Origin of the sequence: Clostridium cibarium (genome assembly GCF_014836335.1) — a bacterium.
Taxonomy (GTDB): Bacteria; Bacillota; Clostridia; order Clostridiales; family Clostridiaceae; genus Clostridium; species Clostridium cibarium.
Genome location: NZ_JACSRA010000030.1, coordinates 1 through 18,936, shown reverse-complemented (window position 1 = coordinate 18,936; position 18,936 = coordinate 1). Strand labels below are relative to the sequence as shown.

The following is an 18,936-nucleotide window of genomic DNA, read 5'->3' as shown; positions in this document are numbered from 1 at the left end:
CTCCTTTCTTTCATATGGAGAGTATAACAATCAAATCTCAAGATTCTCTCAAGTTTTTTTGCAAATATAAAATTTAGCTTTGCACAAAGCTCCTGTAAAATTATTTTGTAATTCCAATACACCACCATGCTTTTTACACATCAACTGACAAATATATAAACCAAGACCAAAATGTTCAAAATGCCTGTTTATTTCTTCCCCTCTTATAAAAGGTTCTGTACCATGCTTTAAAATTTTTTCTGGGAACCCAACTCCATTATCTTGAATTGATAAAATTATTTCATTCTTATTTAAAGAAAAATCTATTTGAATTTTAGTTTTTGTATATCTAATAGCATTTGTGATTAAATTTTCAGCAACGTTAAGTATAATTGCTTTGTCAATCCAAACAATACTGTTTTCTTTTTCTATATTTATCAATACGTCAATATCTGTCCCTTCTACTAACAGATGAATACTTTCATAAAATTCTTCAACAAAAGTATTCCAATTTGTTGATTCCAAAACACATTGAACATCTTCTAAGCTCTGGACAGTATTCATATTCTTCACATAAATTTCAATACGTTTTATATATTTATCTATCAAATTCAGATTATCTTGTGCATTTTGAGCTGTAATTTTTCCGTTCAAAAAGCCCTTTTCAAGTATCTTTATTGCTCCTTTTAAAACAGTAATAGGATTTCTCAAGTCATGTGAAAAAGCTGCATTTAATTGTTTTCGTTCTTCCACTTGTCTCCATAATTCTTTTTTGCTTTTTAACAATTCACATCTCATAGATTCAAATGTAGTACAGAGACTCCCAAGTTCATCATCCGAATATTTTTTAATAGTAAAATCTAAATCATTTCGCATGATTTTTTCTGCTCCATTCTCTAATATTGCAAGAGGTTGCTTCAATTTTATATGATAAAATACAATATCTGCTGCTAATAGAGCAACTATAATAAATATCACAGGTAGAGCAATCTGTATAATGTTCAACACATTATACCAAGTATTTATTGATCTATTTGAATCAGTTTCTAAGTCAGATGTTAATTTATTATTTTCAATATCTATAGAAATTGCTGGAGCAATTGTTTGCTGAATTTTACTACATCCTAAAAATACTAGAATACTTAAGATTATTGCAATTAGCAAGAAAATTAGAATAAGACAGAAAAATGACTTTTTTAAATTCATTTGTTTTAACCATTCCATTTATATCCTATCCCCCAAACTGTTTCGATATAATTATGAAGTGTATATCTTCCTAACTTTGCACGAATTTTTCGAATATGTTCCATGATTGTATCACTATTACCTTCCCCGTCAATCCCCCATACTATATCGTAAATCCGATCACGGTCAAAGACTTGTCCTGAATTCATTGAGAGAAGTTCTACAATATCAAACTCTCGTTTAGATAATACAACTGAATTTTGATTTATAAAAATCTCTCTTTCAGAATAATTAATTGACAATTCTTTAAAGAATCGTACTGTTGGCTGATTTTTCTTTCTCTGTTCGCGACGTAAATGTGCTTCTACTCTTGCCCCTAACTCATCAAAATCAAAAGGTTTAACTATATAATCATCTGCCCCCATACGAAGCCCCTTAACCTTGTCACTGCTTTCAATTCGTGCTGTAAGAAAGAGAATAGGACAAAAAACATGATCTCGAATTCGCTGACATGTGGAGAATCCATCCAAATCAGGCATATTAATATCCAATAATATTATATCTGGCTGACAAGATATTTTTTCAAGAACCTCTTTACCATTACAAGCTGTAACTACCTGATAATCTGACATCTCAAAATAGTTTTTCATTGTACTTACTATGCCCTCTTCATCATCAGCAATTAATATTTTCCACTTTCTCATATTGCCTCCTTATATAACATATAGTTATATTCGTAATTCATTAAAGTCTACTTACTATAACTAAATACATTCTAACACCTATTTAACTCAAACTCCAATATAGTCCTTTTATGATATATAATGTTAATAGATGTATTATCATAGTCTAGTTCTTGAAAACCCCCATTTTACCAGCATATTCTTAAGAATATCAGAATATATATTCTAAGGAATATTACCATAAAAGAATATTCATAACTTTACTTTTTAACTACAGCTTCTTCAAATGGTATAAAAACAACTTTACCCATTTCATCAAATTCATAATTAGTGTCTTTAAGAGGATTTTCACCTAAAACCAAATTCATTCCTATTTTATAAATAGCCTCTGTAAGTAAGCGCGTATTTTGTACAACCGTACCTGTCATATAACCATTTTTTATTAGCTCTTGTGCTTCAGATACTCCCCCAATTCCAAAAACTGATATATTCTTCCCCTTACTCCCTTTATTAAATCCATACTTTTGAAGTGCATTAACAGCACCTATTGCCATAGAATCATTATTGGATATTATAGCTTCAATTTTATTACCATATTTAAAAATCAATGGTGTTATTGCACTTTCAGCTATTTCTATATTCCAATTAGCAGTTACTCTTGCAAGTTCCTCTGTTTCTATTCCTGCCTCATTAATTGTGGAAATAGAGTATTTTGATCTTACAATACTTGCATAACTTTCCTTTTCTCCTTCTATTAAGATGTACTGAAGTTTATTATCACCATTTTTATCTATGCTTTTCCTATCATTATTCCATAGATCAACAATCATCTTACCTTCTAGAATACCTGCTTGAACCGAATCAGTATTTATAGCAAGTGCCTTTTCATAACCTTTAATTGAATCTAATTTAGAAGGATTTATATTAAAAAATATCAGTGGAGTATTAGTCTGTTTAGCTTTGTAAACTGACTCTTCTACTAGTTCAGCTGTACTTTTATCCACAATACCTAATACCAAAAGATCATACCTGCTTGCAATCATATTATTAATAATTTCACTTTCTATGGCAATATTACCTTCTCCATTAAAAAAAACAAATTCTATTTGATTTTTATTTTCTTCTTGAATTTTTTCTAAATCACTCTTAATCTGTAAGTTATATGGATTATAAAAATTATTTAATAATACCCCAACTCTAACTGGCGCTGTTTTATACTCATGAAATATAGCAACTGTAATTTTTTCATTGCTACATGCTAATATACTTGTTACTATAGCTAAAGTTATAATAGAAATTATTATTTTTCTTAATATTTTCATTTTTAGCCTCCCATAATCATCGTCCTATGCCTATTATGTGCTATAAAAAAGAAAATATAAATTAAACCCTAGGCAAAAAATTGTCCAGGGTTTAATTTATATATTATGAATATGTTATACTAAATTTCACAGCAAGAGCTTAATATAATATTTCTTAACTTTCTAGTAAGTGTAGTAGTACCTGCATCAGTCTTTTGAATCATAAACAAGAATATTAAATCATCCTTTGGACAATTGCCAAAATATGATCCAAGCCAGCCATCCCATCCATATTCTCCATGACTTCCAAGGTCTCCAGCTCTACTGCAATCTGTCATTACACGCATAAGATTGCCATAACTATGTCCACATAAGGTAATCCAATTATTAAAACTTTCTTGCTGAATATCGTTTAACCTTCCCGATGTTAAGTATTTCACTGTATGAGGCTTTAAAATTTGAACACCATTAAAACTTCCTTTATTCATAAGCATCCTTGCAAAATTTGAATAGTCATCGATAGTAGAAGCTAAACCAGCTCCTCCAGATTCAAAGGCTGGCTTCCTATCCATCTTATTAATTATCCCTAAATGATTTTCAGTATAAAGCTCTAAATCTCCATTTTTATTATCTGCATAAGTTTTTACAAGCCTTTCCCTCTTTTCTTCAGGCACCCAGAATCCAGTATCTTTCATATCTAATGGCCCAAATATTTCTTCTTTTAAAAACTCTCCAAAGCTTTTGCCACTAACTACTTCTATAATAGCTCCAAGTACATCTGCAGAGGTTCCATAGTTCCAAGAACTACCTGGCTGAAAAGCTAAGGCACACTTTCCCAATTTGTTTATAATCTCTATAGTGCTCATTGGTGAATCACCAAGTAACCTTCTGTCTATTTCCTTAAATAAAGCTTCCGTATCTTTGCCAGCCCTACTACTTCCATCATATACTAGCCCTGATGTCATAGAAAGTAGATCCTTAATCATTACTTCTCTTTCTACTGGAACTAAGGTATCACCTTCTCCGACCATTTGATCTTTAAAGCCTGGTAGATACTTACTTACTGAATCATATAAATCCAGTTCACCTCTTTCTAAAAGTATCATTACAGCAGTTGCTGTAATAGGCTTGGTCATTGAATATAATCTAAATATAGAATCTCTTTTTATTGGAGACCTTGTCCCCCTATCAGCTAACCCATCTTCATGATAGAAAATTTCCTTTCCATTCTTTATTACCATTAAATTTGCTCCAGCTATAAAATTACTGTCTATACTATCTTTTAATACTTTTTTTATTTGTTCCCTCTCCATTTTATTAAGCATCTCAATTTCCTCCCATCTATAGTTTATACCCTTATTATACCAAAATAGTAATAATATAAATGCAAATTTTAGATTATGTTAAATTAAAATTTCCATAACACATTTCTGCGCTATGGAAATACTTCTGAATTTATTATGGAATATAATGACCTAACAAACCATGCTCAGCTAATATCTCATATAAGGCACCATCTTCTTTCATCTCTTGCAATTTTTCATTAATTGCATTTAGTAAAGTCACATCCTCTTTTTTCAAAGGATATCCCACACTTAAATTAATGTCGGGTTTATATTGATTTGGAGATAATAATCTAAACTTTGGATTCTCTTTAAATAAAACATTATATTCTGCTATTATAGAATCTGTTAATATAGCATCTATTGCCCTATTCTCCAATGATATTAATACAGAGTTATCATCATAAAAAATTATATAATCTTTTATCGCCCCTTTACTTTTCCAATCCTTAGCTAAATCTTCATAAACAGTACCTACAAGTACACCTATTTTTGCGTTTTTTAAATCATCTTTACTTTTTATTGTGGAATCCCTTCTAACCATTATTGCATCATTACAAGCATAAATAGGATTTGTAAAATTCACAAGTGCTTTACGCTCCTCAGTTTGATATATTCCTTGAGCAAATAAATCAATGTCGGGATTTTTTATTAATTCATTTATTGCATTAGGAAAGGTAGTATATTTTACATCTACTTTTTTTAGTCCAAGACGCTTAGCTACCTCCCTTAAAATATCTGCATCGACTCCAGTAAATAAACTTGTTTTAGGATCATCGTAAGAATAAGGTTTATCATTTGCCGAAAGTAAGGTTAATACTCCTTTCTCCTTTATCTTCTGTAATCTATCTATTTGCTGTGCTGAAGACATAATATTTTCATTTTTTACTTTTATTGTTTCTCCCTTTACACCTGTTCCAAAGCTTAGAATCACAATTAATGAAACTATGAATTTGAAATAACTTTTCACTAAAACTCCTCCTAAATAATATATAGTCCACCTTTAAGTCTTTTATGGAACGTAATGTGCTATTAATCCATATTTAGCTAATATCTCAAATAAAGTTCCATCCTCTTTCATCTCCTGCAATTTTTCATTAATCGCATTTAATAAAGTTACATCCTCTTTTTTAATAGGATATCCTATATCAATATTTATCTCGGATTTATATTGACTTGGAGATAATAATTTAAATTTTGACTTAGGCTTTAACAAGATAATGTTCTCTGCAATTAAGGAATCTGTTAAAATGGCATCTAATGTTTTATTTTCTAATGCCATTGTCAAAGAATTATTATCGGGATAAACCCTATAATCTTTTATAATCCCTTGATTTTTCCAGCCTTCAACTAATTTGACATACACTGTACCTGCAAGAACACCAACAGTTGAATTTTTCAAATCCTCTTTACTATTAATATTGGAGTCTTTTCTAGTTAATACGACCTCATTCTCATAATAAATTGGAATAGTAAAATTCACCAAAGCTTTACGTTCTTCTGTTGCATATATTCCTTCTGCAAATAAATCAATGTCAGGATTTTTAATCAATTCTTCCAATGCATTACTAAAAAGAGTGTACTTTACATCTACCTTATTAATTCCTATACGTCTAGCTACTTCTTTTAAAATATCCGCATCAACTCCAACAAATTCACCAGTTTTAGGATCTTTATAGGAATATGGTTTGTTATTAGTTGCAACTACAGTTAATACCCCTTTTTTCTTTATTTTCTGTAATCTATCTGTTTGCTGCCCCGAAGCTACATTTTCATTTTTTGCCTTTATTACTTCTCCTCTAACACATACTGAAAAACATAAAATAATAATTAGCGAAACTATACATTTAAAATAACTTTTCAATAAAACTCCTCCTAGTACACTTAAATTCTATTAATTATGGAATGTAATATCTTGACACCCCATTCCTTGACATAATTTCATATATGGTTCCATCCTCTTTCATCTCTTGCAATTTTTTATTAATTTCATTTAAGAATTTATCGTCACCTTTCTTCACAGGATATGCTGTATTATAATTTATTTCTGATTTATATTGACTTGGAGACAATAATTTAAAATTTGACTTATATTTAGATGATAGAATATTTTCTGCTATTATAGAATCTGTTAACACAGCATCTACCAACTTATTCTCTAGGCCTATTATTAAAGAATTATTGTCAAAAAAAGACATATAATCCTTTATAATTCCTTGTTCTTTCCACTTCTCAGCCAATGTTCTATATACTGTGCCTTCAAGCACACCAACAACTGAATTTTTCAAGTCTTCTTTGCTATTTATCCCAGTATCTCTTCTAGTTACTACCACCTCACTAGCATTATAGATTGGGATTGTAAAATTGACTAAAGCTTCACGCTCACCTGTTATATAAAATCCCTCTGCTATCATGTCTACATCAGGATTTTTTATTAATTCATTTATTGCGTTACTAAATGGAATATACCTTACATCCACTTTGCCTACTCCAAGCCTCTTTGCAAGCTCCATTACAATTTCTGCATCCACTCCACGAAACTCACCTGTTTTAGGGTCTTTGTAAGAATATGGAGCAGTGTTAGCTGAATATACTGTTAATACCCCCTTTTCCTTTATTTTTTGCAATCTATCTGCTTGCTGCACCGAAGCTATATTGTCCTTTATCATATTTGCACTTACCGGAACTCCTAAGCTTAAAATAACAATTAACGAAACTATAAATTTAAAATAACTTTTCAACTAAATTCCTCCTAAAAAATCTAATCTTATACCTATAAATATTTTTATATTCCCCTATTCTCTTCCTCATTATTATTTAAAAATAAGATATTAAATATACCATTTAACTTAAATACATTCTTACTTAAGTTTTTTAATAAAAACCAATATAATTACAAATAATATTAGAAAATAAAAGTGAGGTGCTAATATGGATGATAAATCAAAAGTAGTAAAGGTAAAGAAAAATCCTGATGGAGATATAACTGATGTAATGCTTGAAAATGGTAATGTGTATTCAATTGATGAGGCCATAATGATGGCTAAGGATCATCTAATTGAAGGCGTAAACGTTGGAAAGTCAAGAAATGGAAGAGAATATTTAAGAAGTAATCCTAATGATAACGAAAGTGATAACTTAGATAATAAGCCAACCTTTTAATATTTTTTTATTAAATAAAAAAGGAGCTATATAGACAGATATTTCTTCTGCTTACATAGCTCTTTTAACATTATTAAAAAAAGTGCAGCCACAAATATTATGACTACACTTAATTTTAACATCTCTACATATTTTCTATTTTCATAGCTCTCATGGCATTTAAGACTGCAAGTAACGCTACTCCAACATCTCCAAACACCGCTTCCCACATTGTTCCCATACCAATTGCTACAAGAGCTAATATTACTAGCTTGACACTTAATGCAAAAACTATATTTTGCATTACTATTCTTCTTGTTTTCTTTGCTATTTTTATAGCTGAGGCAATTTTTGAAGGTTCATCTGTCATTATAACTACATCAGCAGCTTCAATTGCTGCATCTGAGCCTACCCCACCCATAGCTATTCCTATATCTGCTCTAGCTAAAACAGGTGCATCATTTATTCCATCACCTACGAATATCACTTTACCCTTTGGTGATTTTTCTTTAAAAAATAATTCTAGCTTTTCCACCTTTTGATCTGGCAATAATTCAGAATAAACTTCATCTAAGCCTAGTTCTTTGGCAATTATTTCTCCAACCTTTTTGTTATCTCCAGTAAGCATAACTGTTTTCTTAATGCCAATTTCTTTTAATGCCTTTATAGCCTTAGCTGAATCTTCTTTAACCTCATCTGAAATAACTATATATCCAGCATATTTCTTCTCTATTGCTACATGGACTACAGTACCTATAGTTTCAACTTGCTTATACTTTATATTTTCCTTATCCATTAACTTATAATTACCTGCAAGTACTTCTTTTCCATCAAGGGTAACCTTAACTCCATGACCTGATATTTCTTCATAATCTTTTATTTTTTCTTTTATTATTTCACTTCCATATGCTTTTAATATAGAAGTTGCTATTGGGTGATTTGAATAATTTTCTGCATAGGCTGCACAAGCTATAAGTTCATCTTTAGAAATATTTTCTTCAGGTTTTACTTCTGTAACCTTAAATATACCTTTTGTAAGAGTTCCTGTCTTATCAAATACAACCATTTCTGCTGAATTTAATGCCTCAAGATAATTTCCACCCTTAACAAGTATTCCATTCTTTGATGCTCCACCTATTCCTCCAAAGAATCCAAGAGGTATAGATACCACTAAAGCACATGGACAAGATACCACTAAAAATGATAACGCCCTGTAAATCCACTCTGAATAAGTTGCTCCTTCTATAACAAGTGGTGGGATTAAACCTAATGCCAATGCTGCAAAAACAACAGCTGGGGTATAGTATCTTGCAAACTTTGTTATAAAGTTTTCTGTTGGAGCTTTTTTGCTGCTTGCATTTTGAACTAAGTCTAATATTTTTGCAACGGTAGAATCTCCAAATTTCTTTTCAACCTCTATAGTTAAAAGTCCATTTTTATTAATAACTCCATTTAAAATATTATCTCCTACTGAAACTTCTCTTGGAACACTTTCACCAGTTAATGCAGCAGTATCAACCATAGATTTTCCTTCGATTACCTTACCATCTAAAGGCACCTTTTCACCTGGCTTTACTACTATAATATCACCTATCTTTACATCTTCAGGATCTACTTTTTTAAGATCACCATCTAACTTTAAGTTAGCAAAGTCTGGCCTAATATCCATAAGACTTGAAATAGATTTTCTTGATTTATTAACAGCCATGTCTTGGAACATTTCTCCTATTTGATAGAAAAGCATAACTGCTACTCCTTCAGGGTATTCACCTATAGCAAATGCACCTATGGTTGCTATACTCATTAAGAAGTTTTCATCAAATATTTGTCCTCTAATTATATTTTTAAAAGCACCTAAAATTACTTCTCCACCAACAAGTACATAACTTACTAGATACAATAATAATTCTATTGGCTGAGAAAGCTTCATAATAGTTGCTACTGCAAAAATCAAGGCACCAATGATAAGCCTAATAATTTCGCTCTTATTACTTTCTTCTTCAACTTCTTCATTTTTAGCTTTTGATTTATTCTGAATGCTATCCATATCCATAACATTAACATCAGGTTCAATCCTCTTAACTATCTTCTTAACATCATTAATAATATCATTTTGTTTTGATGGGTCTTCTATTTCCATAGTTAACTTTGTTGATACAAAATCTACTGATGCTGATCTTACACCATCCACATTACCTGATTCCCTTTCAATTTTTGCGGCACAATTGGCACACCCAAGCCCTTCTAGCATAAATTCTTTTTTTACAGATTTAAGACTGCTTGAGTTTTGTGACTTATTATCAGTAGAACTAGTTTCTAATTTTATATTACTTGTCATAGCTTTTTCCCCCAATCTTAAAATTATTATCTTTCGGATATGTGACTTAAGCCTTGATCAAAGATACCTTTAACATGATCATCATCTAGTGAGTAGTACACTACTTTACCTTCTCTTTTATACTTCACTAATCTAGCTTGTTTTAAAACTCTTAGTTGATGTGAAATAGCTGATTGAGTCATTCCAAGAAGTGCTGCTATATCACAAACACACATCTCAGCTTCAAATAATACACATAATATTTTTATTCTCGTTGAGTCTCCAAGGACTTTAAATAAATCTGCCAAATCATAAAGAGTTTCCTCTTTTGGTATAGATTCCTTAACTTTACTTACTATATCTTCATGAATTACAGTACAACTACAAAATTCATTATCATTTTTTCCCATATATATCCCTCTTTTCCTTTGAACGTATGAATATTTGTTCATATGTTTATTATATGCAACTCTATCCTATTTTGTCAACATAAATGAAATTAATTTTCAAACTTTTAATGAATATATTATTTTTAAATTATTTAAAAACCCAATTTTCTCAATAATATAAAAGTGGATAATTAACCTTTTTTGAAAATAATACTTATAACAAATTTGTCGCAATCCAATATATTAAAGTATGGAGGAGATACAAGTATGAAAAACAGTGATGATGAGAAGGCATTGCAATTAATAATTTTGTTAAATATGGAGTCACTTGGAGCAACAATAGGAATAATTGGATACTTTTTTATTATAAAAGCGGCCCAAATTGGGATTTATGAAGAAATTGCAAAAATCAAGGATTACGATATTGACATAAAAGAAATAAATTTAATTCAAGAGAAACTATCTGCTTTAGGTGAGTTTTTCTTACTAATTGGAAACTCTATACTATATTTAGTAGCAGCATCAGAGTTGGATTTGGAAATGGCATATAATAATTCAAGGGATACTTATAAGTCTTTAGAGCCCCAATTAAATATTGCATTTGGATATTTTTCCAATGTTATTTCTGACTTAATTAAAGTTATAGGAGCTCAACAACGAGTAAATGAAGGTGGAGAGGAAATTACTATACTTTAAAACTTTCCTTTAATATAATATTAATTGGAACTTATATAAGACTAAAAAGAGGGCTGATTTCCTTAAAAAATCAGCCCTCTTTATTTTTAACTTATATATAAAGTTTATACTCTATTCTATTATTAATTTTCTTAGTTTTTCTTTGATTGAAGTATCTTATAAATCACTCCAAGGATTATAAACCATACAGGTGTTACAATTAATGCTACACGAGTTTCCTCATTAAGTGCTAGTACACCTATAACAAAAGCTAAAAATCCTAAAATTATGTAATTCATTATAGGGTAAAATGGCATTTTAAACTTATTCTTTTTAGCAAGTTCAACGTTAGTTTTACGATATTTTAAATGGCAAATAACTATAATCGCCCAGATAAAAATAAAGCAAAATGTTGATACACTTGTAATTAATACAAATACCCCTTCTGGCATAACATAGTTCAATATAACTGAAACAAATATAACCACTGAAGAAACAAACAATGCATTAGAAGGTACACCATTAGAAGTTAATTTTCCCATTGACTTAGATGCATTACCTTCTCTAGAAAGAGAATAAACCATACGACTTGTACTAAAAATACCGCTGTTACAAGCAGATGCTGCTGAAGTTAATACAACGAAATTTACTATACTTGCTGCTGCTGCTATTCCCACTGCTGCAAACACTTGTACAAATGGGCTCTTCTCTGGATTTATTGAGTTCCATGGATAAATGCTCATAATAACTAAAAGTGCTCCTATGTAGAAGATAATAATTCTAATTGGAATATTATTAATAGCCTTTGGAATAACACGTTCTGGATCTTCAGTTTCACCAGCAGTTAAACCTACTAATTCAATTCCTGTAAATGCAAACACTACCATTTGGAAAGAAAGAATAAATCCTTTTACTCCATTTGGGAACCATCCACCATGACTCCAAAGGTTTGTAAAGCTAGAAGCACCTGCATCTGTAGAAAATCCTTTTATAATCATGAATGTACCAATTATAATTAAGGCTAAAATAGCTATGATTTTAATTAATGCAAACCAAAATTCCATTTCACCAAATAATTTTACTGCAGTAAGATTCATAATAAGTAAAATTACAAGAGCTATAAGGCTTGGAACCCATTGAGCTATATTTGGAAACCAATACTGCACATAAAGTCCAGCTGCTGTTAAGTCAGCCATAGCAAGTGAAATCCAACAAAACCAGTATGTCCACCCAGTAATAAATGCTGCTTTATTTCCTAGATAGTCATGTACAAAGTCTACGAAAGAATGATAATTTAAATTAGAAAGCAATAATTCCCCAAGGGCACGCATAATAAAGAAACAAATTACCCCTGTTATCATATAAGCAAATAAAATTGATGGACCAGCCAAATGAATTGATCTCCCTGAACCTAGAAATAATCCAGTACCAATTGCTCCTCCTATGGCCAGTAATTGAACATGTCGATTTTTTAGTCCTCTTGATAAGTCTTGTTTTTGTGATTTTTCCATTTTATCCCTCCATTTACGTCATGAGGTGTTTTAATAACTACCCCTTCGATAAGTATTTTATGATTGGAGATACAAATGGGAATAGATAAGATCTAAACTAAGTAATTAATATTATATTACTTTTATAAGATATGTTACCTGTCCCTGTCCTTTTACCTGAGAGTTTCGCTATAGGTTGTTTTTCCATATAACTTTCTCCTTCGGTGCTCTATTTCGAGTCTCTCCAAGGGTTCATCCAATAACGGTCATCTCTAATTTAATAGGTACCTGAAAGATTTACTTCTTCGGTGTATAGCTATGCCATAACTCTCCCGCTATCTTCATCTGAACTTTATTTAATTTTACTGTTATATCGTAATATATTTTCAATATACTTGCAACATTTTTTTTATTTTCGTTAAAATTATAGTTTTATTTTGTCATATTGATTAGAATAACACCTATTCTAATTCTTCTGCTCTCTTCTTCCAAAACTCACCTATATTTCCAACTATAGATTTCATATGTTCTTCTGGAGTCTTATCCTCCCATTTGTCAAAACGACTAAAGGTATATCCTCCTGCAGATGTAGTTGCCCCTTCACTTGTGTTAAAAGGTCCCGATAATCCTGCCATCCATTTACTTTCTTCTGGATCTTCTTCATTTTCACATCTAAAACGGAACAAATAATACTCATCATCACCATCAGTAAATACATTCATAAGTTCAATTTCATCTGGTACTCTTCCAAGCTCTGTTGGGTACACAAGCCAATCAACCATATTTGATTCTGCAAAAAAACTTTGAGTATTATATTTTTCAGGATAAACCTCTAATTTATCAAGTCCTTTAAGGTTAATATAGAACCAATTTCTTGTTTCATTATCTCCTGCTATCTCCAATGCATCTTCTTCACTTAAATTTTCACCTAGTTTTATTAATGAAACTCCAGCAAACATCTTAAGCCTCATATCCTTAATTTTCATTAAACCTCTTAACGATAATATAACCTCTGGATCATTTATATATCCACCTAAATCAAAGTATACTCCAGCAGAGTATCTAAGGTCTAAATAATCATCATTGTCCCATAAAGATTTATCATCTTCATTAAATTTATAATTTATAATTCTATGAGCCATATCCACTATATCTTGAACTATAACTGCCTTTGAAGATTCAATTTTTTCCTCACGAATAAGTCCGTTATTAAAGCAAGTCAATAATATCATATATATATCTACTGCTATGTCCTTATTATCGGCGAACTTTAATATTCTTGGAAACAAAATATCTATCCCTCTTGGATTTCCATTCAAATTACCTACAGGCAAGCTCATAAGCTTCTGACAATCCTTTTCTAAAAGCTTAACGTAGCTTATTAAGGCCTTTTCATTATCATAACTTGCTAAAAAGTTTAACGCAGCTATTTTTGCATTATTATTTAAATCCTTATATATATTTTCTATTTTCAATATATATTCACCATAGGGCCTTGCTGCACAAATGGCAATAAGATCTGATGAAATATCCTTCCACTCATACTTGCTTTTTGGAAATTCACCTTTGCATGCTTCTAACAGCTTAATTCCTTCTGTTAAAGTTAACTCCATTTCAGAAATTGCTTTTAACGCTTCTTCTCTCTTTTCTTCATTAGGATTTTGAAGCTCTTCAATAAGCTTGTCTACCCTTTCTTTTCCCTTAAAAAAATCTAGTATCTTCATAATTCCCCCTATTTCTTTAGTTCTTATATTATTTTTTCTTATGTCTTCCAATATTTCTATTCTAAAACAATTGCTAAGAAAAATCTACCATCTGCTTAAAATGATGAGGAAAATTGTTGAATTAATTGTTATTATCATCTAACATAATACTTAACTAGCTGCTCAGCTTTTACCAACAAGGAGGATAAGCATATGAAAATAAAAAGTACTATGATTGATAAAGATTTAAGAACTTACGGTAGAATGATTAAAATAGTTAATAATCTATGTAATAACAACTTAAGTTTGCGTCTAATGTATAAGCTAGGAAAAAAAATCAAATTAAAGATGAATGACGATTCCATGGAATTCATAGAAAAGAAGATCTCAAGAAAAGATGGTTCCATGATGCGTGTTTGTATATTTAAATCTAAAACCAAAAAAGAAAATCTCCCAGGAGTTTTATGGCTCCATGGAGGAGGTTATGCAATAGGAACACCTTATCAATCAAAGCTATATGCAAAAGAATTTATGAAAGTTAGAGATTGTATAGTAGTAGTTCCTGATTATCGATTATCCATTGAGGCACCATATCCTGCTGCTCTAGAAGATAGCTATGAAACTCTTTTATGGATGAAAGACCATGCAAAAAAATTAGGAATCAATGAAAATCAGTTAATGGTTGGTGGAGATAGTGCTGGTGGTGGTTTAACAGCTGCACTTACACTATATGCAAGAGATAAGAAGGAAGTTAATATTGCCTTCCAAATGCCATTATATCCAATGATAGATGATAGAATGATAACTGAATCAGCAAGGGATAATAACGCTCCAGTTTGGAACTCAAAATCTAACTATAATGGCTGGAAACTATATCTTGGTAATCTTTTTGGCAGTCCAAATGTTCCATGCTATGCAGCTGCTGCAAGGGAAAAAGATTACAGTAATCTTCCACCAACAGTTACTTTTGTTGGTGATTTGGAACCTTTTAGAGATGAAACCATTCAATATGTAGAAAACTTAAAAAAAGCTGGTGTTGAAGTTCAATTCAAAATGTATAAAGGTTGCTTTCATGGCTTTGATCAAATGTGTCCTAATGCTGAAGTGAGCCAAAAGTCATTTACCTTTCTAACCAATTCATTTATTTATGCAGTTGATCATTATTATGCAGAACAAGAATAACACCAAAAATGGTAGGGTATCAAAACCCTACCATTGTAAATTTTATAGTAACTCTTGTTTTTTCAATTCTTTTCTACCTGCATTAGTTAAAGAAAGCTTCTCATAATCTATAGCTACTACATTATTTTTATATTCACTTACCTCTTCACCACTTGTTTTAGCCCAATCTCTTCCTAAGAAATATCTTTTAGATACCAGTCTTTTAAGATAATATGCTATTTCATTTACTGCATATGCTTCTTCTACGTCAGAATTATATCTGACAGTTTCATTTCCATTGATTTTTTCATTTACATACTCTAGAACATATAGTTCTTTTTCTCCCATTGTTTTCACCACTTTCTTACTTTTTATATTATACACAATTTCTGCAGCTTTTGTAAGTATATCATAAATCCATATTTTTAATAAACATCCTTTTAAGATTTACCTATTAGAAATATTAACCATTTTTGCGTAAAATAAAACCTTTTTCTGTAATTAATGGTGAAATATATATTTTGTTAACATTATAAAACTTACCCTTTAATTCAAATTTGTAAGTTTCTGCCTATGATCATTTTTTCCATTTCATAACCAACTCTATTTCTCCAGTATTTTCATCTACTTGTTCTGTTGAAATTGTAAAACCTTCTCTTAAATAAAATCGTACTGCATCATTATTCTTTTTATAAACACATAAAGACAATTCATTGTGTTTAGATTTTGAATAATCAAGTAGTAACTTCCCAATTCCTTTTGATTGAAAATTACTTGACACAAAGATTCCTGCTACAAAACTCTCCATTAAACCGATGAATGCCTGTATCGCACCATTTTTCTCATATACATAAATTGTTGCTTTAGGCATCATTTCCTTAACTGCTTCAAAGTTATCTTGCCAATACTTACTGTCAATAAAATTATGTGCCAAAATATTTGTATCAATCCATAGTTGCATTATCCTATCAATATCTTTTGTTCTAAACTCTCTAATCATAATTAATCTCCTTGCTATATAAAATAAATTACTATTTATCATATAACTCTCCTAGAATTGGGTAATATGTATTTTTAAAAGGCCAATGATTTTCTATCCACTTTTTAACCGTTTTATAAAGAAGCATATCTGTCACATGGTCTCTTGTCCACATAGTAATTTCAGCATCATAGCAATCTGATGGATCAATATAAATGCAACCTAAACAGTTTTCATTTTGGATATCAAATACAGTATAAGCAAAGGCAACTCTCTCATTAAATTCCTTCTCGTGCCGTTTTAAATCATTCTCATCTTCTTCAAGTGTTAGATTATCAGCTGGCCATCCATTTGTATATTCTTTCGTATAAAGCTCATGAATATGATCTCTAGCTTCCATAACAGCAATGTAATCCTTCTGTAAATCCAAAACAGTAAGCTTTCTTATGGTAAAATTCTCCGTTTTATATATAGTTGGAACAACAAATTCATCTGGTATAAATGATCTTCCCATTTCTACAAATTCTCCTCACTTAATAGTCCGTTATTTCATATGCTACATATTCTTTATCAAAATGATACCCAAGTTTTTCAGCTAAAGCCACAGAACCCTTGTTTTGTGCATCCCAACTTGGATATAAACCTTTATTTAAACACTCTAGAATTAATTTAGCACCACAAGCTAATGCCAAACCTTTTCTTCTATAATCCTTCCTAGTGTCAATTTCTATCTCTATTCCTTCTTTGTATACAGTATATGAAGATGCCCCTGAAACAATCTCTCCATCTTTCATTACTACAGCTCCAATGCCTCGTTTTTTGTAATCATCATAATCCCTAAACTGAGAGCATAAATCCTCTGACCATTTACTGCCCATAACTTGATTATAAATATCTTCATCTATCATATGAACACTAAATGGTTTCTTTATATCTTCAACTATTCTTTTTAATTTCACAATATCGAATATATCAGTTTCCTTCTTAATGGCATAACGATATACTTTTTTTGCTCTTTCTTTATAGGTTCTTTCAATAAGATTATTCCACTCATCATTCTCTGAAGTCATAATTATAAGATTAGATTTATAATCATTTGGCTTATTTAGCACAAGTTCACTATTAACCTCACCTGCAAAGAAACAAAAGTCAGCTACTACGATTTGAGCTGATTTAGGACTCCTAACACTATCTGCATATGCCCTTCCCATATATCCTTGCAAGCATGACCAAATTAATGTCTCCTGCCAACCTTCAAATAACTTCTCTAAACATTTTGTATCTCTAATCTCGTAAACACTCATATTGGTTACCCCATTTCATCTTATATAAACAAGTTACATTTGATTTAATCATCTATAATCATACTAACAATTGTAATTTATTTAATTCTCTCTGAAAGCTATCGCATCAACCTGAAATTCAATTCCATCTCTAATAAACTTTGTTTCATATGCCTTTCTAGCTGGATATTTCCCTTCAAATCTTTCCTTAATTATTTCTCCTAAAAACGATAAATCTTTAATATCTCTAAATAAGCAATCCATTTGCACTACAGATTTCAATGTCAAGCCTATCTTTTCAAGTCTTTCACTTAAAACATCAAATGCACCATTTATTTGGTTTTCTATTGATTGTCCCTCACCCTTCATACAATAGCTGATATAAACATAATCCTCTGCCTCAACAATCGCAGAGTGTGCCCACTCTTTGTCTATTTCTGTTCTTATAATTTCTCTCATTCTACATTCTCCTTGTATTCTATTTTTGTTACAGTTAATAACTACTATATCATTCTTCCCATTATGATTTCATCACGATATGTTCCATCTTTAAGCCTAAATGCATTTTTCGTAGTGCCCCAAGCCTCAAAACCATGCTTTTTATATAAAGCAATTGCCTTCTTATTATCTGAAAATACACCTAGCTCAATCTGCTCATATCCAATTTGTTTTGCTTGATTAATTATTTCTTTAATAAGTGCATTTCCAATGCCATTATTCCAGTACTTTTCTTTTATAGAAATTCCAAATACTGCTCTATGTTTAAGTTTAATAAAGTTTCTTACACAGCTGATTCCTGCATTACCTGCAAGTTCATTATTAACAAATGCTCCAATCATCATGTTTTCACTGCTATTTAAATTATCCTTAAGAATCTCTATTTCCTTGTCAATTGTAATATTAATTTCCTCAGCACATCTAATCATAAAATATGTTTCTTCTGATGTCATTTTTAAATATTCAATCATTTTTTCTGCATCATCTTCATTAGGACTTCTTAAAATACATATTGTCCCATCTTTTAGCTTTATTTCTTTTTGTTTAAGTTCCATTAAAATCCTCCTTTAAATTAATTCTAACTGCACTTTCATTTAAATCATGCATTAATATATATTGAAATTTATTTTTCTATGTACTCGCCATGGATACATCCTCTTCCATTACCTTGTTGCTAAATCGAGTAGGAGGTAGATAATTATTTTATCTACCGACCTCTCACACCACCGTACATACCGTTCGGTATACGGCGGTTCATTAGAATTTAATGCATCATTTGATATGTTTGTGTTAGACTAACAAATCCTAGA

20 protein-coding genes and 1 riboswitch are annotated in these 18,936 nt (G+C 30.6%); of the genes, 3 read left to right on the top strand and 17 right to left on the bottom strand.

Annotated elements, in window-relative coordinates; translation table 11 throughout:
• Positions 1 to 48 precede the first annotated feature (48 nt).
• From H9661_RS16070 to H9661_RS16040, 7 genes are all read right to left on the bottom strand, one after another.
• Positions 49 to 1,203 (bottom strand): HAMP domain-containing sensor histidine kinase, encoded by a 1,155-nt coding sequence (locus tag H9661_RS16070; RefSeq protein ID WP_191769783.1) that lies wholly within the window; start codon positions 1,201 to 1,203, stop codon positions 49 to 51.
• Entirely contained in the window at positions 1,191 to 1,868 is a 678-nt protein-coding gene (locus H9661_RS16065; protein WP_191769780.1) for a response regulator transcription factor, read from the bottom strand. The genes H9661_RS16070 and H9661_RS16065 overlap by 13 nt, the downstream gene beginning before the upstream one ends.
• Positions 1,869 to 2,107: 239 nt before the next feature.
• Positions 2,108 to 3,169: a galactose ABC transporter substrate-binding protein gene (locus H9661_RS16060; protein WP_191769778.1), complete on the bottom strand. Its 1,062-nt coding sequence runs from the start codon at positions 3,167 to 3,169 to the stop codon at positions 2,108 to 2,110.
• 119 nt (positions 3,170 to 3,288) lie between these two features.
• Entirely contained in the window at positions 3,289 to 4,473 is a 1,185-nt protein-coding gene (locus tag H9661_RS16055; protein ID WP_191769776.1) for a serine hydrolase domain-containing protein, read from the bottom strand.
• 133 nt (positions 4,474 to 4,606) lie between these two features.
• A complete protein-coding gene (locus H9661_RS16050) occupies positions 4,607 to 5,461 on the bottom strand; it encodes a transporter substrate-binding domain-containing protein (protein ID WP_191769774.1) in 855 nt (284 codons plus the stop codon).
• A gap of 42 nt (positions 5,462 to 5,503) precedes the next feature.
• Positions 5,504 to 6,355, bottom strand: coding sequence for a substrate-binding periplasmic protein (locus H9661_RS16045; protein WP_191769772.1), 852 nt, complete (start codon positions 6,353 to 6,355; stop codon positions 5,504 to 5,506).
• Between the two features lie 34 nt (positions 6,356 to 6,389).
• Positions 6,390 to 7,232 (bottom strand): substrate-binding periplasmic protein, encoded by an 843-nt coding sequence (locus tag H9661_RS16040; RefSeq protein ID WP_143316454.1) that lies wholly within the window; start codon positions 7,230 to 7,232, stop codon positions 6,390 to 6,392.
• Positions 7,233 to 7,422: 190 nt separating this feature from the next.
• Here H9661_RS16040 and H9661_RS16035 point away from each other — a divergent pair, with 190 nt between their 5' ends.
• Positions 7,423 to 7,653 carry a DUF3892 domain-containing protein gene (locus tag H9661_RS16035; protein ID WP_143316455.1) on the top strand — a complete coding sequence of 77 codons (231 nt, stop codon included), beginning with the start codon at positions 7,423 to 7,425 and terminating at the stop codon, positions 7,651 to 7,653.
• A 124-nt stretch (positions 7,654 to 7,777) separates the two neighbouring features.
• Here the strand turns inward: H9661_RS16035 and H9661_RS16030 are convergent, their stop codons facing one another.
• Positions 7,778 to 9,970 carry a heavy metal translocating P-type ATPase gene (locus H9661_RS16030; RefSeq protein WP_191769770.1) on the bottom strand — a complete coding sequence of 731 codons (2,193 nt, stop codon included), beginning with the start codon at positions 9,968 to 9,970 and terminating at the stop codon, positions 7,778 to 7,780.
• A 26-nt stretch (positions 9,971 to 9,996) separates the two neighbouring features.
• Positions 9,997 to 10,359, bottom strand: coding sequence for an ArsR/SmtB family transcription factor (locus H9661_RS16025; protein ID WP_143316457.1), 363 nt, complete (start codon positions 10,357 to 10,359; stop codon positions 9,997 to 9,999).
• A 246-nt stretch (positions 10,360 to 10,605) separates the two neighbouring features.
• Between H9661_RS16025 and H9661_RS16020 the strand changes: the two genes are divergently transcribed.
• A complete protein-coding gene (locus H9661_RS16020; RefSeq protein WP_191769768.1) occupies positions 10,606 to 11,034 on the top strand; it encodes a hypothetical protein in 429 nt (142 codons plus the stop codon).
• Positions 11,035 to 11,165: 131 nt separating this feature from the next.
• Here H9661_RS16020 and H9661_RS16015 read toward each other — a convergent pair whose 3' ends face one another.
• A complete protein-coding gene (locus tag H9661_RS16015) occupies positions 11,166 to 12,524 on the bottom strand; it encodes an amino acid permease (RefSeq protein WP_143316459.1) in 1,359 nt (452 codons plus the stop codon).
• 134 nt (positions 12,525 to 12,658) lie between these two features.
• Positions 12,659 to 12,761: riboswitch (glycine riboswitch) on the bottom strand.
• A 203-nt stretch (positions 12,762 to 12,964) separates the two neighbouring features.
• Positions 12,965 to 14,227, bottom strand: a complete 1,263-nt coding sequence (locus H9661_RS16010) for a hypothetical protein (protein WP_191769765.1) — start codon at positions 14,225 to 14,227, stop codon at positions 12,965 to 12,967.
• A 192-nt stretch (positions 14,228 to 14,419) separates the two neighbouring features.
• Between H9661_RS16010 and H9661_RS16005 the strand changes: the two genes are divergently transcribed.
• Complete coding sequence (locus tag H9661_RS16005) at positions 14,420 to 15,388, top strand: alpha/beta hydrolase (protein ID WP_191769763.1); 969 nt, start codon at positions 14,420 to 14,422, stop codon at positions 15,386 to 15,388.
• Between the two features lie 42 nt (positions 15,389 to 15,430).
• Here the strand turns inward: H9661_RS16005 and H9661_RS16000 are convergent, their stop codons facing one another.
• From H9661_RS16000 to H9661_RS15975, 6 genes are all read right to left on the bottom strand, one after another.
• Complete coding sequence (locus H9661_RS16000; RefSeq protein ID WP_185966781.1) at positions 15,431 to 15,715, bottom strand: hypothetical protein; 285 nt, start codon at positions 15,713 to 15,715, stop codon at positions 15,431 to 15,433.
• 229 nt (positions 15,716 to 15,944) lie between these two features.
• The gene (locus H9661_RS15995; protein ID WP_191769761.1) at positions 15,945 to 16,367 is read right to left on the bottom strand and encodes an N-acetyltransferase; all 423 of its coding nucleotides are present in this window, start codon (positions 16,365 to 16,367) and stop codon (positions 15,945 to 15,947) included.
• Positions 16,368 to 16,398: 31 nt separating this feature from the next.
• Positions 16,399 to 16,860 (bottom strand): hypothetical protein, encoded by a 462-nt coding sequence (locus H9661_RS15990; protein WP_191769759.1) that lies wholly within the window; start codon positions 16,858 to 16,860, stop codon positions 16,399 to 16,401.
• Between the two features lie 19 nt (positions 16,861 to 16,879).
• Positions 16,880 to 17,650, bottom strand: a complete 771-nt coding sequence (locus tag H9661_RS15985) for a GNAT family N-acetyltransferase (protein WP_191769757.1) — start codon at positions 17,648 to 17,650, stop codon at positions 16,880 to 16,882.
• 81 nt (positions 17,651 to 17,731) lie between these two features.
• The gene (locus tag H9661_RS15980; RefSeq protein ID WP_191769755.1) at positions 17,732 to 18,088 is read right to left on the bottom strand and encodes a RidA family protein; all 357 of its coding nucleotides are present in this window, start codon (positions 18,086 to 18,088) and stop codon (positions 17,732 to 17,734) included.
• A gap of 44 nt (positions 18,089 to 18,132) precedes the next feature.
• Entirely contained in the window at positions 18,133 to 18,681 is a 549-nt protein-coding gene (locus H9661_RS15975) for a GNAT family N-acetyltransferase (protein ID WP_191769753.1), read from the bottom strand.
• Between the last annotated feature and the right edge of the window lie 255 nt (positions 18,682 to 18,936).